Annotated in this window: 14 protein-coding genes and 2 pseudogenes; 4 read left to right on the top strand and 12 right to left on the bottom strand. The window is 56.3% G+C overall.

Annotation, left to right across the window (positions count from 1 at the left end):
- Positions 1-57: 57 nt before the first annotated feature.
- Positions 58-1173 (bottom strand): signal recognition particle-docking protein FtsY, encoded by a 1116-nt coding sequence (gene ftsY / locus HMPREF2554_RS05755; RefSeq protein WP_004004877.1) that lies wholly within the window; start codon positions 1171-1173, stop codon positions 58-60.
- A 272-nt stretch (positions 1174-1445) separates the two neighbouring features.
- On the opposite strand from ftsY, the gene HMPREF2554_RS05750 reads away from it, so the two are divergent.
- On the top strand, positions 1446-3050 hold the full coding sequence (locus tag HMPREF2554_RS05750; protein ID WP_013399236.1) for an MFS transporter: 1605 nt from the start codon (positions 1446-1448) through the stop codon (positions 3048-3050).
- An 83-nt stretch (positions 3051-3133) separates the two neighbouring features.
- Here the strand turns inward: HMPREF2554_RS05750 and smc are convergent, their stop codons facing one another.
- The gene (gene smc / locus HMPREF2554_RS05745) at positions 3134-6751 is read right to left on the bottom strand and encodes a chromosome segregation protein SMC (protein WP_070554355.1); all 3618 of its coding nucleotides are present in this window, start codon (positions 6749-6751) and stop codon (positions 3134-3136) included.
- A gap of 444 nt (positions 6752-7195) precedes the next feature.
- Between smc and HMPREF2554_RS05740 the strand changes: the two genes are divergently transcribed.
- The 3 genes from HMPREF2554_RS05740 (at position 7196) to HMPREF2554_RS05730 (ending at position 12597) form a co-directional block, all read left to right on the top strand.
- Entirely contained in the window at positions 7196-8269 is a 1074-nt protein-coding gene (locus tag HMPREF2554_RS05740; protein WP_004004880.1) for a 3-oxoacyl-ACP synthase III, read from the top strand.
- Between the two features lie 133 nt (positions 8270-8402).
- Complete coding sequence (locus tag HMPREF2554_RS05735) at positions 8403-11333, top strand: alpha/beta fold hydrolase (protein WP_070554353.1); 2931 nt, start codon at positions 8403-8405, stop codon at positions 11331-11333.
- Positions 11334-11448: 115 nt separating this feature from the next.
- On the top strand, positions 11449-12597 hold the full coding sequence (locus HMPREF2554_RS05730) for an NAD-dependent epimerase/dehydratase family protein (protein ID WP_013399239.1): 1149 nt from the start codon (positions 11449-11451) through the stop codon (positions 12595-12597).
- A gap of 8 nt (positions 12598-12605) precedes the next feature.
- Here HMPREF2554_RS05730 and mutM read toward each other — a convergent pair whose 3' ends face one another.
- The 10 genes and pseudogenes from mutM to HMPREF2554_RS11775 all read right to left on the bottom strand — a co-directional run.
- Positions 12606-13604 (bottom strand): bifunctional DNA-formamidopyrimidine glycosylase/DNA-(apurinic or apyrimidinic site) lyase, encoded by a 999-nt coding sequence (gene mutM, locus HMPREF2554_RS05725; protein WP_013399240.1) that lies wholly within the window; start codon positions 13602-13604, stop codon positions 12606-12608.
- A 78-nt stretch (positions 13605-13682) separates the two neighbouring features.
- The gene (gene rnc, locus HMPREF2554_RS05720; RefSeq protein ID WP_004004884.1) at positions 13683-14369 is read right to left on the bottom strand and encodes a ribonuclease III; all 687 of its coding nucleotides are present in this window, start codon (positions 14367-14369) and stop codon (positions 13683-13685) included.
- Positions 14370-14386: 17 nt separating this feature from the next.
- Positions 14387-14590, bottom strand: coding sequence for a 50S ribosomal protein L32 (rpmF, locus tag HMPREF2554_RS05715; protein ID WP_004004885.1), 204 nt, complete (start codon positions 14588-14590; stop codon positions 14387-14389).
- Positions 14591-14620: 30 nt separating this feature from the next.
- Positions 14621-15148, bottom strand: a complete 528-nt coding sequence (locus HMPREF2554_RS05710; RefSeq protein WP_004004887.1) for a YceD family protein — start codon at positions 15146-15148, stop codon at positions 14621-14623.
- Positions 15149-15355: 207 nt separating this feature from the next.
- A complete protein-coding gene (gene coaD / locus HMPREF2554_RS05705; RefSeq protein ID WP_070554351.1) occupies positions 15356-15853 on the bottom strand; it encodes a pantetheine-phosphate adenylyltransferase in 498 nt (165 codons plus the stop codon).
- Positions 15847-16464: pseudogene (gene rsmD, locus HMPREF2554_RS05700) on the bottom strand (16S rRNA (guanine(966)-N(2))-methyltransferase RsmD); the annotation flags it as partial. The pseudogene rsmD and the gene coaD, both read right to left, overlap by 7 nt.
- A 69-nt stretch (positions 16465-16533) precedes the next feature.
- Positions 16534-19884: an ATP-dependent DNA helicase RecG gene (locus HMPREF2554_RS05695; protein ID WP_083297441.1), complete on the bottom strand. Its 3351-nt coding sequence runs from the start codon at positions 19882-19884 to the stop codon at positions 16534-16536.
- A 138-nt stretch (positions 19885-20022) separates the two neighbouring features.
- Positions 20023-21237 (bottom strand): DAK2 domain-containing protein, encoded by a 1215-nt coding sequence (locus HMPREF2554_RS05690; protein ID WP_246826018.1) that lies wholly within the window; start codon positions 21235-21237, stop codon positions 20023-20025.
- A 55-nt stretch (positions 21238-21292) separates the two neighbouring features.
- Positions 21293-22378 (bottom strand): thiamine-phosphate kinase, encoded by a 1086-nt coding sequence (locus HMPREF2554_RS05685; RefSeq protein WP_115333562.1) that lies wholly within the window; start codon positions 22376-22378, stop codon positions 21293-21295.
- An 81-nt stretch (positions 22379-22459) separates the two neighbouring features.
- Positions 22460-23318, bottom strand: a pseudogene (locus HMPREF2554_RS11775) (transcriptional regulator); the annotation flags it as partial.

Genomic DNA, 23318 nt, shown 5'->3' with positions numbered 1-23318 from the left:
TCGCCTCATTGATATGCTCCGCTAAAATGCACGACGCACAAGAGCAGGGTTCAGCCGCTAATCGAGAAGCGCATCCACGAAGCCTTCGGGGTCGAAGGGGGCCAGATCGTCCGGGCCTTCGCCGAGTCCCACGAGCTTGACGGGAACACCCAATTCTTCCTGAATAGCCACCACGATGCCGCCCTTTGCGGTGCCGTCGAGCTTGGTGAGCACAATACCGGTCACGTCCACGATTTCGCCGAAAACCTTCGCCTGCACCATACCGTTTTGCCCGGTGGTTGCGTCAATCACCAGAAGCACCTCGGTCACGGGGGCTTCCTTCTCAATCACGCGCTTGATCTTGCCGAGCTGATCCATCAACCCAGCCTTATTCTGTAGGCGACCCGCGGTATCGACCAGCACCGTGCCGATACCCTCAGCCTTAGCGGTCTTCACCGCGTCGAAAGCAACAGAGGCAGGATCAGCACCTTCCTTTTCGCTGCGCACGGTCTTCACGCCCACGCGGTCACCCCAAGTCGTCAGCTGTTCGGAAGCCGCAGCACGGAAGGTATCAGCCGCGCCCAGCAGAAGCGAATTTCCGTCCGCAACCATCACACGGGCGATCTTACCGACCGTCGTGGTCTTCCCTACGCCGTTCACGCCGACCACAAGCACCACGCCGGGATTACCGTCGGTGCCCTCGGTCTTTAACTCACGATCCATTGTGGGACCGATAATCTCAAGAAGCTCTTCATGAAGCATCTTCTTCACGGCGGCAGGGTTATCGGTTCCCTCCACACGCACCCGCTTCTGAAGCGCCTCCACCAAACGGGTTGTCGGCTCAGCACCCAAATCAGCCATGAGCAGAGTCTCTTCGACCTCATCCCAGACATCCTGATCGATGCGATCTCGTGAGAGCAGAGCCAAAAGCCCCTTGCCCAGCATGTTGTTCGACCGCGCCAAACGGGCACGCAGCCGCACCAGACGCCCCGCCGAAGGATCAGGAATATCGTAACGGGAGGCTGGTTGCTCGGTCTCTTCCGATGTGTCTTCCGCCTGCGTATCATCAGCATCACGTGTGCTCGGATACCCGCCGCGCGGCGCTTTAGCACCGCGTGTAAAGGCGAAAATGACGCCAGCAATCACTAATACACCCAGCACAACTGCCAGGATTATCCACATTGATTCATTCACACTACTAGCTTACCGGCTGGTATGAAGATGAAAAGGGGACTGCGCAGGAAAAACAATTCCATAGCGTGCGCTTCCGCATAAAATAATTCTTCACTCAGGCGTTTCGCGGTAGGCGAGGAACATACAAAATTCTCCTGCCTGACGATTCTTATGAAGAGTAGACTAGTGAGAGCGAGCGGTATCAGGCAAGATTCTGATGCGCTCCCCCTAACCAACACGCACGGCAGCTTCGCTGCCAGGGTGGTTCTACCGCCAAATACTCAGAAAGAGTTATGACCCCGCACGAACACAACGCACAGTCCCAAGGCTCCTCCCCCGCAGAAACTCAGCAGGATACCGGGAAGAAAGAACCTTCCAATACCGGCAGCACGCAGCAATGCACACCGGACTACATGAGTGCAGCAACCGGTGCGATCCCTATCGTCAGCCCCGGAGCGGATGCCATCGCATCCGCAACTATTGAGGATGAGAGCGGCAGGCGCATCCAGCTCACGAAGGCTGACGAAGCTGAAGGTGCACCGCCTGAAACCCCCGCAAAAACTCGTATTCCTACCGGGTTGAAGGTACTCATTGCCGCATCTTTTATGATCGCGCTCGGGTACGGACTCGTAGCACCTGTACTCCCTAGTTTTGCGCGTAGCTTTAACGTGGGAGTAGCGGCAACAACGATTGTGGTCTCGGCATTGGCAGCCATGCGGTTAGTCTTCGCACCGGGTGCGGGCAAGCTCATCTCACGGTTTGGTGAGCGCCCTATCTACACCTGCGGCATGGTTATTGTGGCGGTTTCGTCCTTCGTAAATGCCGCTGCCTGGGATTACTGGGTGCTGCTGGCTTCGCGCGCATTCGCAGGTATTGGTTCGGTCATGTTCACGGTTTCTGCGATGGGTCTTCTGGTGCGTTTAGCACCTTCGCATATGCGCGGGCGGGTTTCGGGATACTACGCTACCGCATTCCTGCTCGGGAACATTATGGGGCCGGTCGTCGGCGGTGCGCTCAGCGGCTTGGGGATGCGCCTGCCATTTGCCCTCTACGGCTGCTCTCTGCTGGTAGCTGGGGCTATCGTCTGGTTCATGATGCCTCCTGCTGATCAGATCGATGCCGAACGTGAGGCATATAGTCTTCCCACCCAGCATGATACTGGCTCCAAAGCTTCCCCCGATACTAACGATGCTCCTGCAACCGATGTACCGGCTTCGGGCAAGGAATCACCCCGGCAGAAACCCCCTATGCCAGCCACGATGACCGTTCGGCAAGCACTCAAATTTACGAACTATCGATCGGCGCTTTTCACGAACTTTACGATCGGCTGGGCTGTTTTAGGCATACAGTCTTCTCTGATTCCTCTGCTCGCGGCGTATTTGGCGACGGGCGGCGATGCGTCTAGGGCACCGGAGGGAACCGTCCTTGCCTCTACGGTGATGGCGGTTGGTTCGTTAGCAAATGCTCTTACCCAAACCGTTTCGGGGCGTCTATCAGACAACTTGGGGCGGCGCATCATGATTTTTATCGGTTTGCTTATCGCCGGAACCGCCATTTCGACTATTGGTATTTCTTCGGCGCCTTGGATGCTTGTGGCTCTCATCGTGGGTATGGGTGCTGGTGCCGCACTGATCACGCCCTCGCTGCAAGCCTCTGTTGCCGATGTGATCGGTAGCAAACGCGATGGAGCACCCGTGCTTGCAACTTTCCAAATGCATAGTGATTTCGGCATGATTCTGGGCCCGCTTCTCGCCGGTGCTGTTGCCGATACGTGGGGCTTCACACCTGCATTCATGCTCTGCGGAGGTTTACTCCTGGCAGCTTCACTCACCTGGCTACCGTTCCGTACTCCACACTGGCCCCGCGAACTGGCGGATGAGAACTATACCGGAAGGTAGGGGAACATTCACAAAATACTGTGGGCTAAGAACATCTTCGAGCATTCTTAGCCCACAGTATTTTATTTTGCGCCTAGAAAACGTTAGAGCAGCTCGCGCAGCTCATCCATATTTTGTGAGATTACAGTCGAAACACCGTTGCGCATCGAAACGCCATAAAGGGTTTGTGCAATCTGCATCGTACGTTTTTGGTGGGTTACCACGATGAGCTGCGAGCGCTCCCCTAGTTCTTGCAGTACTGTGAGGACTCGCCCTAGGTTGCGGTCGTCAAGGGCTGCTTCTACCTCATCAAGGGCATAAAACGGTGAGGGGCTTGCCATAAAGATGGCGATTAACAACGCCAGGGATGCGAGCGATCGTTCCCCTCCGGAAAGAAGCGAGAGACGTTTGACTTTTTTGCCAGCCGGACGGGCATAAATATCTACGCCTGAGTTAAGAATATCGTCAGGGTCGGAGAGTTCCAGGCGTCCCTCGCCTCCGGGGAAAAGTATGCCGAAGATACGTTCATAATGCTCGTTTACGGTGTTGAATGCCTGCGTGAAAACTTCGGCTATGTGGGTGGTGACTTCGTCCATGACGGTCATGACATCGCCGCGAGATTTTTTGAGGTCAGCGATTTGTTCTCGCAGGTAGGTGTGTCGTTCGCTAAGCGCTTCGTATTCTTCGAGGGCGAGGGGGTTGATTTTGCCGAGCTTTTCGAGTTCGCGTTCGGTGGCAGCAAGCCGTGTTTGAATGGTCTCGGTGGGTACATAATCTTCGGCGTTTTCGTCTGGGTTGGGGTGTGTCTGCAGAATTTCGTCGAGAGGCAGCTGGGTCAGAAGCCGTGAGCGTTCTGCCAGAGTTTCACGACGGATTTCGAGGCGTGCGAGTTCGGTTTCGGCGCGCGAGATGAGGGCGAGGGCTGCTTGATGGGCCGTCGCAAGGTCTTGTTCTTCGGTGTAGGTTTCGGCACGTTGTTCGGCGGTTTCGCCCATGCTGTGAGCGATTTCGTCAAGACGTTTTTTCCAGGTTTCTGCTTCAGCAGCTAGAGCATCAGCTAGCGCGTGAGCTTGACGCTGTTGTGAACGTGCTGCGGTAGCTAGGCGATGCGCTTGCTCGCACGCTGCCTGCGCTGCGGTGAGAGCCTGCTCGGCACGAGCATGGATCTCTCGGGCGCGTTCCGCCGAAACTTGTGCGGCGCGCATCTCGGCAGCCCGTTGTGCAACCGTGGCTTGGATGCGGGCATGATGCTGTTCTGCCTCATGCAGTGTTTTGCGTGCCTGCGCGAGAGAGCCTTCGAGATCGACGGGGTTATCCGGGGTACTGTCGGCTTCGGCCTCTGCACTCCCCATGATGCTATGCGTTATACGAGCTTCTTCATGGGCGGTCAGCTCGTCGCGTGTCTGTTGGTATGCGCTCTGAAGTTCCTGTGCTTCATCTGCGGCATGGTGCAGTTTTTCGGCAGCACGCGCGATCTCGGCATGCATACTTTCGGATCGGCTTAGGATGCGTGCATGCTCCGCCTCGGCGCGGGCGCGAGCGGCACGGGATTCGCCTAGAAGTTTGGCGGTGCCGCGTTCCGCATCGAGTGCATCAGTGAGAGCGCGTTCGGCGGCCGTAAGTTTTTTCTTGACACGGTTGAGTTTTTCTAGAGCTTTTTCGGCGTCGTCACGGGCGGTCTGCGCGGCGGCGGCAAGTTCGAGAGCGCTCTGTTCGTGTGCTGGGTGCAGAATACTGTAGGCGGTGTATTCGATTCCCTGCCTGTCGTAAACACGGTAAGCGCCGGCGGTAAGTGCTAAGGCAGCTGCGGGCGCATCCTGCACAAAGTAAACTCCGTGCAGGCGTGCGTAGAGTGCCGCGTTAAGAGCTGTGCGGGCAGGTTTATCGAATAGATTCTCTGCCGAATCTGTGGCAGGAGTAATGGCTGTAAGTGCCGCTACGGCATCTGGTACATCTGGAAGGTCCAGAGTTTTTTCCGCTAATTCTTCTGTCTTTCGAGATATCTTCCTAGTCTTCGCTGTCTTCTTCCCAACGTCAAAGATAAGACGAGAAATATGGGTGTCTTGCGGGGCGTTGATTGCTGCCGATGCAAAAGCAGCCAGTGCGGCAGAAGCGGCGCGCTCCCAGCCTTTCTCGATGGTAAGAACCTCGAAAACACGCACGAGCTGATCGAGATGCTCTTCCGAGAGATTGTCGGTTATCTCTAGACTTTGCCCAAGGGCTTCTCGCAGAGTTGCGGCACGTTCATGGGCACCAGCATATGTTTGGGAGGCCTCTAATACCTGGGCACGAACCTTCTCACGGGTTTCTTCGGCTTTAGTTCGTACGCTAGCGGCGGCGGTGAGATCTCGCTGGTGAGTTTCTTCTTCCGCTGCCGCCGTCTGCAGGGCAGCCTCTGAGTGCGCTACGGTCTTAGCCATACGCGCAGATTCGGCGGTCAAGTCTTCGTGTTCAGCACGGCGGGTCTCTTCCACGGCACAAGCGCGTTCATAGGTGGCGCGTGCCACGGCGGTAGCTTCAGCAAGTTCGGCGCGGCGTTTCCTAGCGCGGTCACGCTCAGCCTCGCGTTTAGCACGGGTGTTTTCCAATGTGGCGAGAGCGCTTGTAAGTTCCTGTACTCGACGTTCAGATTCCTGAGCCTCCGTCTGCGCTTTTTCGTGCTCAACAGCCGCGCTGTCACGATTTTTTTCATCCTCTGCAAGGCGTTGTGCACAGCGCTCAACTTCCTGCCGATAGTCTTCAAGGGCAGGAGCGTTTTCTTCCGCTTGGGCACGCTCAGCCGCTACCGCGATTACCGCGTTAACCCGTGCCACAAGCTCGCGGATGCGCGCTAGATGAGCGTTCGCCTCCGTCTGCTCGCGGCGGGCTGATTCAAGGTTCTCGTCGAGGGTTTTTCGCCGCGTCCGTATTTTTTCACGGCTTTCATCGAGTTCATGCGCCTGCTCACTCGTATCGCTAAGTCGCCGGGTCTGTTCCTGTACTTGGGCGTTGAGCGCATGGGTTTCCCGGGCTATTAGTATGCCGTGCAGTTCACGGATGCGCGCTTGCAGTTCACGTGCGGTTGCCGCAGACTCTGCTTGATCCCCCAGCGGTTCCAACTGGTTGCTGAGCTCGGCAGCCAAGTCGTTCAAGCGGGTCAGATTAGCACTCATGGCCTCAAGTTTGCGGGCGGTTTTATCCTGGCGGCGGCGGTATTTTAGGATTCCGGCGGCCTCTTCCATAATTTCGCGGCGTTCGGCGGCAGAGGCGTGCAAAATTTTATCGAGCTGACCCTGTCCAATAAGCACGTGCATCTCACGCCCCATTCCAGCTTCCGCGAGAATATCATGCACATCGGACAGACGAGCAGGCGACCCATTAATCTCATATTCGCTGCCACCGGCACGGAACATAGTACGTGAGATTTCGACAGTGTCGGCGGGTATCGATAGCGCACCATCTGTATTATCTAGGCGCAAAACAACTTGGGCACGCCCTAATTGGGATTTTCCGCCGTTTTCAGCTCCATTCGTACCAGAACCCGCAAAAATAACATCCTGCATGGAACCACCGCGCAGAGTTTTTGCCCCCTGCTCCCCCATAACCCAGGCGAGCGCATCCATAATATTGGATTTTCCCGAGCCGTTAGGTCCTACCACAGCGTTAATGCCGGGTGCGAATTCAAATGTGGTGGACGATGCGAAAGACTTGAAGCCGCGTAGGGTGAGCGAAGTCAGGTGCACGGATTGCCTTTCATCGGGTGGAAACCGCGCCGGGGTTTTAGCAGGCGCAGAGTAGTTCTATTGTACTCAGATGCATCATCAGCGTTCCGGGCGTGAAACGAGCTCATCCAGATTTTAAGGATGCACAACGGACGTTGCCCGGCTTTAGGAAAGTTTGCATCCTGATCTGCCGGGAAGCGTCGGCTTCCAGTTGAAGGTCTTAAGCGATAGGTGAACGAATATTCCGTATCTCGAAGCCGCCAAGGGCTGCACAATAACTTTACGCCTTGATATTCTAGGGATGTCTGCCATGCGGCGCACGGAGTCATGAATGCGGAATTTCGGACTTTAGGGCGCGGGTACGGTAGATTTAACTAAGTCGACGATGCGGGGAGCGTACCAGCGCCTCCGCTATTTCTTCGTTGTACCCATCATAGACGTACCTCCCTGTAAAGGTCATACAGATTGTCCGAACACACTGCAGCCGCGACTTCTGACGCAGATAAGCCCGGCGTAAATTCTGATATCCGGCATCGTAACGCTGCTTTACTTTCTATCGCGCATGAACTTCCTCCCCGTGTAGTTACAAGCTCATATTTTGACGAACAATTGTCCAACACCTATAAGCGTCTGAAGATGCCTAAGGGGTTACTGGAGCGTCTGGCGGGTATTAGCGAACGTCGTGGCTGGGCTGAGGGCCAAACTTTTGAAGATGGTGCCGTTGCTGCAGCAGAGAAAGCGCTTCAAGCTGCGAAGGTTGACCGGGACCAAGTGGGGCTGCTCATTAATGCTTCTGTAACCCGCGATAATTTTGAACCCGCAGTATCTGTGGGTATTCATGACCGCCTTAATCTGCCTCGTCACGCCCTAAACTTCGATATTACGAATGCCTGCCTAGGGTTTGTAAACGCTATGACTGTGGCGTCTACGATGATCGATTCCGGTGCCATTGACTATGCTCTCGTTGTTGCCGGTGAAGATCCTTCCCCATGGCATCGTACCGCCCTGCGGATTTTGAGCCAGCCTCATACATCTCGTGAGGATGTGCTCGCCCAGTTTGCTACCCTCACCCTCGGCTCGGGTGCGGCGGCGGCGGTACTCGGTAAGGCAGATGCGCATCCCGAAGGGCACCGCATCATCGGTTCGGTATCGCGTGCGGGAACTGAGCATCGTAATCTGTGCATTGGCGGTGAAGCTGATCAGGGCATGAATACTGATGCCGCTGGTCTTCTTGAGCATGGTCTGCAGCTGGTAGCTCAGGCTTGGGAACAAGCTCATGAGGACGGCTGGGAGTGGACCGATATGGATTCCTATGTGACTCACCAGATTTCTAATGCTCACACCAACGCTATTATCGAAGCCGTAGGAATTAAACGCGACCGTATTCCGCTGACTTTCCCCGTTTGGGGTAACGTAGCGGCAGCGGCACTGCCCATGACTCTTGCGGAATGCGCCCCCACCTATAAAAAAGGTGACCGTATTCTATGCATGGGTGTGGGTTCCGGTTTGAATACTGCGCTCATGGAAATCGACTGGTAATGTGAATTAGTATCGTCTCATCGCGTGGGAGCCTCGGCAGGTGCGGGGCTCCTCACTGTATCGGTACATAGCCCCACGCCAAGGTACTCTGAATATCACCGGCGACGAGCCGTCGCAACAGCAAGGACAGTATATGCGCCACCTTAACTTCCCGAAAACCCAACCACCATATAACCCACACGAGTGGACGGGCGTTGATCCTCGCTACTCGCACATGCTTGAGGTACCTACCACCGCCCCGATTGAGGTGCGGGCCGCCCAGGCGCAGGCACGACGGTGGCATTACCTCGACAACACGCCAGCGCTTCAGGAACATGGGCTTGACCCTATCGGCACGATCCTGTGCGTACACGGCAACCCCACCTGGTCGTATCTGTGGCGTACCGTACTCGATGCCGGCGTGAACAGTACAGCGCCGTGGCGTGTTATCGCTGTCGACCAGCTCGATATGGGGTACTCCGAACGCACTCACCTCGATCTGGAGGACGAACGGCGCTCGCTTGAAGACCGTATAGCAGACCTGGGTGACTTTACCCGTACACTCGGGCTGGATAAAACCGATAAACCGGTGGTGACCCTCGCCCATGACTGGGGCGGTTTAATCTCGCTGGGCTGGGCGATTGAACACCATAATATTCTTTCGGGCGTCATGCTCACGAACACGGCTGTATATCACGATGGTGTTGAGCGCATCCCGGCGGCGCTGCGCCTAGCTTTGGGGGTTCACGAGCTGGGTACACGAGACTCTACAGCTTTTCTAGACGTTACTCTGGGGCTGGCACAGAACCAGGGCCGGGTGCCCTCCGAAGGTGAGCCAGGCTCTTCGGAACGGGCTCTAGCCGGGCCACAGGAATCCCAACCGCGTGCGCTTTACCCCAGCAAACTTCACGAGGGGATTCGCCGCACCTATCGAGCGCCCTATGCGCATCCGGCGTGGCGCGAAGGTATCCGCAATTTTGTGGGCGATATTCCCACCGGAACCGATATACCCTCATACGCTCATATGGTGCGCATTGCGGAAGGTGTTCGGGATTTGAAGGTTCCCGCGTTCTTCCAGTGGGGTACTAAAGACCCGGTTTTTCAGCGGCGCTACCTCTTCGATCTGATGGATCGTTTTCCCCAGGCCAAGGTGCACCGCTACGAAAAGGCATCGCACCTAGTTGCCGAAGATGAAGATATTGCCGCCCCTATCTTTGCTTGGCTGGGGCAGAACTTCGGCGCACTCGTTGAGGGTTATCTAGAGAAGCCGGTCAACGCAGAGGCGCAGCATCGTGAGGCGCGGCGAGCTTTGGACGAACGTATTCGGAATCTGAAAACTTCCGAAGAAGAAGCACACGAAGAATTCCGCCCGATGATAGCGGCGTTGAACGAACGCGCGCAGGACACCTCGCTCGCAATTGTAGATATGGACTCCGCAGGCGATGGCACCCAGGTTGCAGCACAGCTTACGTGGCAGCAGCTCGCAACGCATGTGGATGCGGCGGCGGCGCGCCTGCGCGCCCTAGGGGTACGTCCCGGTGACCGTGTGAATCTGATGGTGCCACCTGGGTCACGCCTGACAACGCTTATTTATGCGTGCCTTAAACTGGGTGCGGTTATTGTGGTGGCGGATACCGGTTTGGGGCTTACGGGTCTTACGCGCGCGCTCAAGGGCGCCAACCCGCAATTTATCGTGGGCATTCCCGCCGCTCTCGCCGCCGCACGATCCCTGTTGTGGCCCGGGCACCGCATTTCCGTAGAACCGCTCGGTAAGTTCCAGGATCGGGTGCTCGGTGTAGAAGGTTCTGTCTTTGAGTCCGTTCACAAACGTTCGGCACGTTCTAAAACATCCGAAAACACACTCAGCGCCCCTATTGCCACTCCTGCGGTTATCGAGTTCCCCGACCCCGATCCGGATGCGGATGCCGCCGTCCTGTACACTTCCGGCTCAACCGGCCCCGCAAAGGGTGTTGTGTACACCCAGCGCCAGCTGGCGGGTATGCGCGATGCCATCGTCAACACCTACGGATTCAAGTCCGGGTCAGGTCTGGTAGCTGGATTCGCACCCTTCGCGCTTCTAGGTCCGGCACTGGGCGCTACGAGTGTTACCCCGAAGATGGACGTGACCAAGCCCAAGACGCTCACCGCAACCGCGTTAGCCTCCGCGACCGAGGCGATTGGCGCATCCACCGTCTTCGCCTCCCCTGCGGCACTCGTGAACGTGGTGGCAAGCGCCTCCGAACTCACCGATTCGCAGCGCGCAGCCCTAGCGGAGGTCACCACCGTGCTGTCGGCTGGGGCGCCTATTCCTGTTCCCCTGCTTGACGAACTCTCGAAGCTGGTGCCTCATGCCTCACTGCACACCCCTTATGGTATGACCGAGGGACTGCCGGTTACCGATGTATCTTTGGATATGATTCGCCAGGCACTAGCTGAGGGAACCCCGAATGCCGAGGGCGATATTCTTGATCCTTTTGCACGAGACGGGGTATGTGTAGGGTACGCAGTCTATGGTGCGGCGGTGGCGATCGCTCCTTTACAGGAGGATGGAACTGTGGCTTCGGAAATGACTCACGAACCGGGGGTGACCGGTGAGATTTTGGTATCGGCTCCCCATGTTAAAGACCGTTACGATACTCTGTGGGTGACTGAAGAACAATCGATTTCAACCCCCGGTTGGCATCACACCGGCGATGTGGGGCATCTGGATGCTGCCGGTCGTCTCTGGGTTGAGGGTCGCTTAGCGCATGTCCTTTTGACTGCCCAAGGTGTACTGACCCCGGTTGCCGCTGAGCAGTCCGCCGAGACCTTGGATGCAGTTCGCCGTGCCGCGCTGGTCTCGGTCGGTCCTTCAGGCACAGCCGCACCCGTGCTCGTCATTGAGGCCGCCAACCGTAAACTCAAGCAGGGTCAGGCACCCTTCGAGCTGAGCCGACAGATCCGCGAGCGCGTTCAGGACGATACGGGTATAGAGCTAGCGGCTGTGTTGGTTATCAAGGAGCATCCGACCGATATTCGCCATAACTCGAAGATTGATAGGCCTGCCCTTGGCGAGTGGGCTTCAAAGGTACTTGCGGGTGCTTAGTTCTTAAGATAGCGGTGAGAGGATACGCAGGGGATCCGCCTGATACTGTTCTCCCGTTGTGTTTTCGCATGTAGATTCTTGAAAATCATGAGAAACCTGAATTTTGGAGGCTTTTATGGCTACCCCGGCTCCTTTAGCGGCTCGGTATACCGACCCTGCGCCGCGGTCTTTGCGTCCCGTCGATGAATCGTATTTTGCTGCCCGTAGCGGCGAACGTGTGCTTATTACCGGCGCAAGCGGCATGCTTGGTCGTGAAACCGCCATCGCGCTATTGCGTGCCGGGTATGATGTGCGCGTATTCCAGCGCAGTGATGCGGGTATTGCAGCGCTGCTGCCAGATACGATACGCCCTCGTTTCGAGCAGATTCGCGGTTCTCTTAATAATGCTGAGGTTATTGAGCAGGCTCTTGTGGGAGTGGACGGTATTGTGCATGCCGCTGCGAAAGTATCTGTTTCGGGCGATTGGGAGGATTACGAGCGTACCAATATTGTGGGCACGCAGGCTCTTCTGGATGCCGCTATAGAGCGTTCGATTTCTAAGTTTTTGTATGTATCTTCTCCTTCGGTTGCTCATGCCGGAACGGCTCTCATCGGCGAGGGGAACGGGGCGGCGTCCCCCGAGCATGCTCGTGGAAACTATGCTCGTTCCAAGGCTACGGCAGAGCTTACTGTTTTGGCCGCGAACGGTACAAAACTCGCCTCGGGCTCTACCATGCGCGTGGGGGCGTTACGCCCGCACCTGATTTGGGGACCGGGCGATACTCAGTTGGTGGAGCGCGTCCTAGATAGGGCTCGGTCCGGGCGGCTGCCCCTACTTTCCGGGGGCACAGGTCTGATCGATACACTCTATATCGATAATGCTGCGGATGCGCTGGTACGCGGTTATGAGCGTCTAGAGTCGATAGCTGGGCGCGCGCTGGTGGTCACAAATGGCCAGCCCCGCACGATTGCTGAGTTACTGAGTGGTTTCTGCACGGCGGTTGGGGTCCCCGCGCCGCGTTTTTCGGTTCCCGCGCCAGCGGCGGCTTTTGCGGGGCGTTTAATCGAAAAGGTGTGGGGTCGTCTGCCGAAGTCGGTAACAGCCGGGGATGAGCCTCCCATGACCGAGTTTTTGGCGGAGCAGCTTTCAACGGCGCACTGGTTCGATCAGAGGCTCACCCGCGAACTTTTACAGTGGGAGCCCGCCGTTACGATCGACGAGGGGTACCGTCGTCTGGGTCTTTTTTACGGGGATAAATATTCGCGTTCCTCTTCAGCAGTGTAGGAAAAACATTAGCTGATCTTTAGCCCGCGCGGGGTGCGTTGGCAGTGCGGACACCGGTATGAGGAACGGTTCATAAATGGTTCACGCACAATAATGCTGGTGCGCCCGGCCTCTAAGCACCGTCGACAGGGTTCTCCGGCGCGACCGTAAGCGTTCAAGGACCTGTCAAAATAACCGGATTGTCCGTTGACGTTCACATAGAGCGCATCGAAACTGGTCCCGCCCGCATGGAGCGCTTCGGTCAGTACCTGGTGTACGGCGGCGAATAGCTCCCGGGTTTGGGCGGCGCTGAGAGATTTTGCAGGTTTTGCGTAGTGTATTCTGGCACGCCAGAGCGCCTCATCCGCATAAATATTCCCGATCCCAGAAACCACGGACTGGTCCAGAAGCAGGCGTTTAATGCCGCTGGAAGTGCGTAGCATGATGCGGCGAATCTTTGCCACATCAAAGGATGGATCTACCGGGTCACGCCCAATATGCTCAACAGCTTCAGGAACCAAGAACTCTTCCGATATTTCTTCCGCACCAGCGGACGAAGTACCCGCAGGAATGTCGGGAACTAGATTCGAAAGGAACATTCCACCAAAGATACGCTGGTCGACAAACCGTAATTCAGTGGCTTTATTGGTACTCTCACCATCGGCGGGTTCGAGTTCAAGTACGATTTTGAGGTGCTTCTCAGCGGGGAATTCTGGAGTCTTCACGAGTAGCTGCCCGCTCATCCCCAGATGAATAACAAGCGCATACGGCAGTAACGTGTCATCGCTGTCGCCACGCTTCGGGAAAGGTTCGTCTTCGGGTGCAGAGAGTGTCAGCCACATATACTTGCCGCGCCTATATGCCCCGCGAATACGGGTTCTTTCTAAACACGTCGTAAAATCCGCAGAACCCCCGATATGGCGGCGAATAGAACGTTCATCGAGAATGCGTACCCGCTCGATTACACAACCGACAGCATGATGATGCACACCCTCACGCACAGTCTCAACCTCGGGTAGCTCCGGCATCTCTCCCCTTCACAGCGTCATGAACTCGCCACTCGGCGCATGAGCTAGTTTCTCCCACCGGGCGGCGCAAACTTATTTTTAGACTAGTATGCGATACGCAGCTTCTGCGGCGAGACGCTCTGCTTCCTTCTTGCTAGGTCCGCTTCCGGTACCCGCGGTCTGCTTTGCCACGATAGCGCGGGCAGTATACACGCGAGCATGGTCGGGGCCTTCTGCTTCGATCTCGTAGGTTACATCTCCCCAAGACCGCGAGGTTACCAGCGTCTGCAGATCGGTTTTCCAGTCGCGTCCGGAATTGAGAATTTGCTCGTCTTCTAACATGGGCGCAATCAACCTCAGAACGAGCTCACGGGCGGCTTCCCGCCCCAAGCTGATGTACGTGGCTCCAAAGATAGCTTCCATGGTGTCGGCAAGAATCGAATCTTTATCGGCACCTCCCGTAAGCCTTTCCCCCTTACCTAGACGGATATGCTTACCCAGCTCTAGTTTACGGGCGGCTATTGCCAAAGCGGGAGCCGAAACCACCACATGGTGCAGTTTCACGAGCTCACCTTCGGGAAGTTCGGGGTGGCGGCGGTACACCTCCTCAGCAATGGCGAGAGAAAGTACAGAATCCCCCAGGAACTCTAGGCGTTCATTATGCTCTACCCCGGGGTTTTCAAAGGCGTAGGAACGGTGCGTGAGAGACAGCAAAAACGTCTCGGCGTCAATATCGACACCGAGACGTTCAAGCAACTCCCCAGCTTCGCTAGGAATGTTAGTCATCAGGAATACTCGCGTGATTAAGCGTCGGCGACCTTACGGCCCTTGTATTCCAGGAACAGGGCATTGCCTGCAGCGTCGGTTACAACCTTTGCCTGGTGAGGCAGGCTGTAAGTCACGCGACCGTTTTCAACAGTCTTAACCAGCGGCGGCACAGATGCCTTCCACTGGGAACGACGCGCGCGGGTGTTAGCGCGGGACATCTTGCGCTTGGGAACAGCCACAGCTATCTCTCATTCTCTCGTAACAACAATTTAGTTTTCGGTATCCTCGCTCAGCAAGCCCTGTAAGGCTGACCAGCGCGGATCCAACACCTCGTGATGATGCCCGGGGTCTTCCTCCAGGCGCGCTCCGCATTCAGAGCACAGTCCCTGGCAGGTTTCCCGGCAGACGGGCTGGAACGGCAGTTGAAGGATTACTGCATCCCGCAGTGCCGGCTCAAGGTCAATAGATTCACCTTCAACGGCATACTGCTCATCGTCTTCGTCTTCGGGGCCGCCAGAGGGGGCCTTCTCGAAAACAAAAAGCTCTTGTATGTTGGTCGACATTTCGTAATCAATCGGATCCAAACATAGGCTACACTCGCCGTGTACATCCACTACGGTTGTGCCGCTTACCAGGATACCATCTACTACCGACTCCAGCCGAATGTTCAGGTCCATGTCGGTGCCTTCTTGTACACCAATCAGGGCATTACCCATCTCAGCGGGTGCCTGTACAACCTCGTCGAGGGTTTCCATAGATCCGGGACGGTGCACCAGATTTTTGACTGACACCACCAAATCAGAGGAGTTTTGAGGTGAAATGGCATATCTCCTTATACAAAATGCTTAAACCAAAGAGATATTCTATCCCCTCAACCGCCGTTAATCAAGGTTCGGGCGGCAAACTATGACATTCGACGCATCAAAATTCACATAAAATACGCGCAAACCCAGGAAAAAAGCCTTCGATCATGGGAGAATCACGCATAAAACTACGCAATCGTGTTATCGGTCCGAAGCCTGTGAGTGCTTAGCGACGAGCGCATCCGAGACCACACGCGGCACATAAACCGAAACGTCGCCGCCTAAGGACGCAACCTCACGGATAATCGTCGAAGACACCCCGCCGAAACGGTCCTCTCCCGCCAAGAACACCGTCTCCAAGTTTGCCAAATGGCGGTTCATACTCGCCATCGGAGCCTCATACTCGTAGTCCGCCCCCGAACGAAGACCCTTAACAAGCACCTGTGCCCCGTGTTCCTGAGCCCACTGTGCCAAAAGTACCCCCGGCGGAATAACCTCAACCTTCACAGTGGTAATACCGCGCTCCGCGAGGGAACGCTCTACCAAGTTCACTCGCTCTTGCAGAGAAAAAAGGTATTTTTTAGAGGAGTTATGCGCTACCCCCACGATCACATCATCAAAGAGCGCAGAGGCACGAGCAATAATCTCCAGGTGTCCATGGTGAATCGGGTCAAACGATCCGGGGCAGATAGCTAACATGAAGCATTCTCGCTTTCGGCGGGGTCAGAACCAGCACCCGCATATGATTCATCTGGTTCAAGATAGTACAGCACTGTCTCGCCATATTTCTTCATTGCAAACCGGCGCAGCTGAGAGTTCCACGCGGGTTCCGCGTCGCGCGAAGAACGCTCCACTACCACGATGGCACCCTCCGCTAGATTCGGGGCGATGACACGCAAAATATCGAGAACCTGATCTTGCGTAAATGCATATGGAGGGTCAAGAAATACAAGATCCCAGGGGCCGCTATGGACCGCTACATAGCTTTGCGCACTCCCCTGAGTCACTCGGGTAATACCGGTTGCAGTTTTCGACGTTGCCGCAACATTTCGGCGGGTTACCTCACACGCCTTTGGATGCTTCTCCACGAACTCGACGGATGCGGCGCCCCGCGAAAGCGCTTCGCATCCGAGGGCACCCGACCCAGCATAAGCATCAAGAACACGTGCCCCCTGCACAATATCATAGCTCTCCAGTTTCGAGAAAAGTGATTCCTTCACCCGGTCGGTCGTGGGACGAGTGTTCTCTCCCGGCACCGGGACAAGGCGTAGACCGCCAGCGGTTCCGGCAATAATACGGCTCATGCGTTCCTCACGTCTGTTCGTCGATAGTCTCTAGTGGCGGAGCCTCCAAGGTGATAAAACCGCCAAACCCGTGTGTTAGCCACGCCCCAAAAATGCCTCACGGTCGGCATCAAGCGCCCGGTCAATTGTACGTGCCAAGTTCGGATGCTTTGCCAGCGTGGGATCTGCCGCGATCAGCGCCCGCGCATCCTCACGAGCGCGCTCAATAATGGTTGCGTCGGCGAGCGCCCGCAGGAACTTAAGGGTACTCTTCTTCCCGGACTGCGCGGCACCTAGGATATCACCCTCACGGCGCTGCTGCAGGTCTATCTGTGAAAGTTTAAACCCGTCGGTGGTGGACGCTACCGCGTCTAGACGCTCGCGGGATACTCCCCCGGCCTGTTGCCGGGTAACAAGCAGGCAGGTTCCGGCAAAACCGCCACGCCCCACGCGGCCGCGAAGCTGGTGCAGCCCGGAAATACCGAAGCGGTCGGCGTCCATAATCATCATGAGGGTCGCATTCGGTACGTTCACGCCTACTTCAATAACAGTGGTGCTCACCAGAATATCTATCTCACCGCGTTCAAAAGCGGTCATTACAGCAGTTTTTTCCTCGGGGTCCATACGCCCATGCAGGCTTGCAATCCGGGTTCCGGTCAGCGCCGGGTTCTGTTTTAGATAGGCGGTCATCGCGGTCACGGAGGTCAGACGTGTTTTACCGTCAGAGCTCTGAGAACCTTCACGCCCGGCATCGCCGAAGAGCTGCTGACCTTCTTCAAGTTCTTCATCGTCATCTCCAATTTTGGGAACCACCACGTAGACCTGGTGCCCTGCATCAATCTCTTCGCGAGCGCGTGTCCACAGGCGATCTGCCCAGGTCGGTTTTTCCGCAAGCGGTACCACATGGGTTGCGGTCTGCTGCCGTCCGGCGGGCAGCTGATCGAGTACGGACACATCAAGGTCGCCAAACACGGTCATGGCGACGGTACGGGGAATAGGGGTTGCCGTCATCACCAGACGATGCGGCAACTCGCCGTTGTTCCCACGCAGAGAGTCACGCTGTTCCACGCCGAAACGGTGCTGTTCATCGACCACAACCATGCCAAGGTCGCGGAAGGTGACCGTGTCCGAAAGCAGGGCGTGGGTACCGATCACCACATCGGCGGTTCCGTCGGCGATTTCGGCGAGTACGGCACGCTTGTGTGCACTAGGCATTGAGGCGCTGAGTAGCCTAACCCGCACACGATGCGCGGATTTTTTGCTTTCTTTTTGGTTTTGGGGGTGAAAAAGCGTAGTCTCATATCCCGGTATTCCCTCTGTATCCGCTAAATCCCCGAGAATATCGAGGATCGAACGGAAATGCTGTTCGGCAAGCACTTCGGTGGGCGCGAGCATCGCGGATTGCCCACCAGAGTCGGCTACCTGAAGCATAGCGCGAAGGGCTACCACCGTTTTACCCGAGCCAACATCGCCTTGTAGAAGCCGATTCATGGGTGACGGTGAGGCGAGATCACGGGAAATCTCCTTGCCCACTCGTTGCTGCCCCTCGGTGAGCTCATAGGGAAGCACCTTTAGCAGAGCATCTGCTGCCCCATCCGGCAGGGCGGGCCGGGCCACGGTGGCGTGGGCGGCACGTGCGGCGTGTAACCGGGCCAAGGCGCTCTGCAGAACAAAGGCTTCTCGGTAGCGCATCTGAGCTTGAGCGGCGCGCCAGGTGTCCTCACTATCGGGAGTGTGCAGGGCGCGATAGGTCCACTCCAGCGAAGGGACTTTTCGGGCGCGGCGTATTTTATACGGTATTGGGTCTTCAAGCTCTTTTAGGGGCACAGATTCGATGAGCTGAGCAATAGCGGTCGCGATGCGATCCGTTGGCAGTTTTACCGGAGCACGATAAACGGGAATGGGCGCCTCGGCCCGTTCGGGGGCGTTCGCATTTCCGTCGTCCGAAAGCAGGGCGTAATGCGGGTTTGTCAGTGTATACTCCCCGCGATAAATCCCTACCTTCCCGGAGAACATCATGGTTTCACCAGCGTGGATCTCGCGTGCCGCGGTCCATGCGTTGAAGAAGGAAAGCTTCATGGTGGAGCCCACCCGCCCGGTTCCTGATATATCCGAACCGCCGAATATATGTTGCGGCACGCCGAAGAAATTATTCCCGCCGCTCTGTTGTCCGTAGGAATCCGCATAGCCCGAGTAACCGGCGGAAGGCGCGGCTAATCCGCTCACGCGCGGGTTGGTTTTACCCGCAGGCATTCGTTGCGGTATATTAGCCCTGCCCTCGCGTACGGCGAAGGTACCTGATGAAGAACTATCGACCGAATTCTGGTCGGATTCTGCAAGGGTATCGGTAATCGTGACTTCGGTGATTTTTCCTCTGCGTGCCGCCATGGTTCGGGTCGAAACGTTCGTGACCCTGGCGATAATTGTCACGTCCTGTCCCTCAACAAGGTCGGCAAACCGGCTAAGTTCTCCGCGAGGCAGATACTTCCGTGGAAAATATTCCAGCAGCTCCCCCACCGTGCTTATGCTCAGGTGAGTTTTGAGGGCGCGTGCCGTTGCCGCTGACAGGTAGCGTGTTAAGGGTGCGTTTTCCAGGCGTTTCTCATCGTTATAGTGTGCTAAAGCCCGCGACCGTGCGGCACGTTGCTGTTGCTTTTCTTGCTCTTGAGAAGAGTCCGAACTAGACTTTGTATTCCGCACTCGCGCGGCTGGCTTATCTGTTTTCTTTGGGTCGGCGGTTTTCTTGCGCGAAGGTTTCTTTCCCGGTGTCTTTACGGCGTTCTTCGGTTCGACCTTTTCATGATGCGGCTCTTCTACAAGAGAAGCAAGATTATTGTTTTTCTCCGGAGAGATATCCGTGCTTAATTGCTTATGCGTAGAATTTTTTGGATTGGTTCGTGGGGGTTTCGCTCCCTTAGCTGCTGGTTTTTGCGATGCTGTTTGTGTGCTCTTCTTGGTTTTTCCTCGGATAGACGTTCCACGCTGGGACGGTGCTTCGGTACGCGCCGTATAAGCAATATCAGCCAGTTCGTACAGTTCCGCTGTCTCCATATTCTGAGCCGCCGCACCCAAAGAAGCACGCAGAGCATCCACAATACGCTGATACTCCGAGCTTTCACGCTGATGCGCAAGGGTGGAGAGTTCCGCTAACGTTTTAGTGCCGCGTGCATACTCGGCAAGGTCGCGAACCGTTACATATTCATGGGCTACAAGTTCGTCCTCAGAGAGAATGGCAGATGATTTAGGATCAGAATGCTCGGTATCGGTTGGCTGCTGTTTGGCAGCTTTCTTGGCCTGTCCAAAACCGCTTTCTAAAAATTCATCAGCAAAAAGGCTGGGAGTCGCGCCCTCATCATGCGCTTCTTTCGAGTTTTGAGGTGACACGTTTTCCCTCCTTTCTGCTCGCGGCACTCCGTCAACCCGAATACCTTCGGCTCGAACGGTCATATAAGACGTAGCGTAGGTTTAATACTACCGTTGCACATTTGGGGCACGCTACGAACCTCCGTCAGCTCATCTCACCGCGCACGCTCGTGTCTTGGTTGCAAACATTTCTATCCTGCCCGTGAACACAGGCTCTAGACATCAATCTTGAGAACACGATGGTGCGGCGCTCTCGTCCTCGTGAACAGTCAACGAGCTCACTCGTTCGTCCGCTAATACACCGTAATGAGCGATAACTTTGCGGGCTTCTTCCAAAGACGGCACGTGTACGTGTAAGGTCCACATATTGTTCTTAAAATCGAGCGGGGTGAGCAACAGCGAGTCGCCAAGCTCTTCTAGTTCTGCTCGAAGCTGTACGAGAGTAAGGGGGTCTATAGTTAGCGTCCCCATGATTTCCCAGGTTGACCCTGGGTTTTCCCGAGTACCGGTCGCATCAGTATGATGCTCTGCCTGGTCCTGCGTTCCTTCGGTCTTTCGCGCTTTCCGAGCAGACGTACTGTTCGGCTTTGTAACATCTGTAGGAGGCTCCGCCAAGGCATAAACCTCCTGCGCAGGCATACGCGAGCTCATCCAGCGCGGATTTGATTGTACCGCTGCCAAATAAAAGCCTAGGGCACCTGCATCTACGTATCCCTTGAGTTCTGGCAGCGGCGGATTCTGTGCCGTGCCCTCAAGCGCTCGGCGCATCGTGGCGCGACGAAACTCTGCACGTGCCGTCACATCGGTGAGCTCCGATCCTGCACGATAGTGAAAACGGTAATCTGCGAGCGCAACCATAATCGCTACCATAGTGCTCTGCTCTAGGCTTTCATCCGCAATAATACGGCGTACTCGTTCAGCGGCAAGCGCTAACGCATAGCTCTCACGGTACGCGCTCTCGCGTGTACCGGTTTCCGTAACGGGTATTTCGCGGTACATCGCCTCAAGTTCCTGAAGAAGCGGCAGATTATGTGCCTCTTCGCCCAGCTCTTCTGCTAGACGGCCGGGAAAATTCCAGTAGGTACGCACTGCCTCCAACGCCCAGGCACACAGGAGCGTCCCAGAATTGCCGCGAGCCATCCGACTAGCTTGCACGAGAGCGTTCTCATAGATTTCACCCAGACGTTGGTTAACGCTCTGTATATCCGTCGTGAGAGCGTGAAGATCGTGCAGAAGGGTATCAAGCTCCTCACTAAAGGCCTTATTGAGGGCATCTAAAGTGTGTACCAAATTCGAGCCTGTGTCCTGGTCGGGAACAGGGAAAGCGTTCAGAGAGTTAAGTGTGTCGCAATATACTCGCACCGTTGAGAGCGCCTCGCCAATCCACGTGACCCCGAAGTTAAGCGGGGTTTGTGCGGCAAAGTGCTCGCTCGTCATAACGTATCCTTCCCATCCGGGGTTGGGTAACCGTGCTCTTTCTAGCATACGACGGTTATGCTCGGTAATGTTCCCAACCATAGTTTTGGAGCTCATATCCATCGCACAGAATTCGTGATGCACTTCGTTCTTGAGCACTGCAAGAGCCTAAAGCGACAAATCCCTCAGGAATCGTGGCACCCGCCGGAAAACATGCTAAAAGCCCGTGGTCCTCGCCACCGCCCAGAACGCATTCACGGGCCAGGCTGACCGCAGAATCACCATGATCGTTATGGGGCTGATGCTCAAGAATAAGACTTGCCACTGGTACCAGCTCACGTGCCAGCTCGGTAATCGCAGAATCATTGAACACGATATCGACGCCGGATGCTTCGGCAATTCGACGCGCGTCTTTAACGAGTCCGTCTGAAAGGTCCAGCATCGCGTTGGCACCGTATGCTGCAGCGCGTCGCCCTGTGGGTATGGGCGATACGGGCCTTAGCTGATGGGTAACAGCGCGTTCGATACGTTCTTTCTGCGTGGAAGGCAGCTGCTCTATCGAGTCGAGAGAGCCTGTGGTTGTCAGTAGCCGCAGCCCGGCATCAGCCCACCCGGTACAGCCCGCCAAAGCTACGGTATCTCCCGGTTGCGCCCCAGACCTCAACACAGGGTTTTCGCATCGTCCAACAGCCGTTATGGTAACGCTGGCATCACGTGCGCTGCCTAGATCACCGCCGCCTACCGTACAGACTGTAGCGCCGCATGCATGCAGCGAGTCGAGGATACCGCAGGCAAAGTCTTCAACCCAACCATAGGGGGTTTCGGGTGGCAGACTTAGAGATACAAAAAGGCTAACGGGTTCAGCACCCATAGCCGCAATATCGGCAAGGTTCTGGGTGGTGGCTTTCCACCCTACCTCGTAACCACCGCTACACGGACCGGCAGGCCAGATATCGAGAAAATCTTGCCCATGTACCAGAGTATCTGTGGTGATAACCGTGCGTCGATTATCGCCCGTGAGCACTGCGCAGTCGTCACCGGGACCTACTTCAAGCACCGGTTCCTGCCCATGTGCGGAGACAACCTGGATTACGGAGCGGTTATGCTCATCCAGCATGGGCATAAACAATTGCAAAACACGAGACTCCCCCAGCTGAGCCAATGTGCTCTTCCGGAGTGAACTTTCCCGTGCTTTATGCTTTTTGGTCCGAGGGTTCATTCCCCAATAATCGCCCATACCCTGTTACCTGGCACGGATAAAGTACCGAATCGCCACAATGGTAATCGCAAGAATTAGCAGGGAGAAGAACGCCAACGGCACGAAACCTGAGAGTCCAGGGCCACGAGAATCCGTTGAACGTTCCTGAACGCTCTTAGGGCTATCGCCGTTCCGTTGAGCTTGCGAACCAGCGGACGTTGCGGGCGGACGAGCAACCGGGTTCACAGCAGATGGAACAGAATAAGAACCGTTTCTAGACTCCTGTGGGTTCGCCATTCTCAAAGTTGGCGAGCCATTCCGGGCGTTCTCTCCACGAGACAAATATCCCTGTACCCAGTCCGCGGCGCCGGGGAACGCATTGGGGAACCCTGAATTTGTTGCAAAACGCCCCAACGTCGCGATGCTATTGGGGAAGGGTTCAGCGGATGTAGACGGCGCGGGTGCTGGAGAGACATTGCTCGACGGCGTTGCCGAAGGGCTGGCATCTGGAGCTGGCGAATCGTCAGACCCCGGGTTTCCATGCCCCGAAGGGCTCGGGCTAGGAGTTGGAGCTGCCGATTCGGAAGCACTTGGGCTCGGGAACGGAACAGGCTGGCTAGTAGGCTGCTCCGAAGGCGCAGGGGTCCACCCAGGATCCTGAGACGGTGCGGGTGCGGGGTCTGCAGGAGTAGGTGTTACGGGCGACGGGGTCGGAGAGACCGGAACCGGTGTGGGAGTCACGGGTGTTGGCTTAGCCGGAGCCGGTGTTACGGGAGTGGGGGTAGGATACACCGGTGTTGGGTTGGCCTGTGTAGGCGTAGGGTTCACCGGGACCGGTGTGGGGTTGACCGGAGTAGGGGTTACCGGTGTGGGATTCACCGGAGTCTGATCTGTAGGAGCCGGA

It is taken from the genome of Rothia sp. HMSC071F11 (assembly GCF_001809115.1).
Lineage (GTDB): Bacteria > Actinomycetota > Actinomycetes > Actinomycetales > Micrococcaceae > Rothia > Rothia dentocariosa.
Note: the sequence above shows the minus strand (reverse complement) of the source record. Positions and strands in the feature narration are given on the sequence as shown.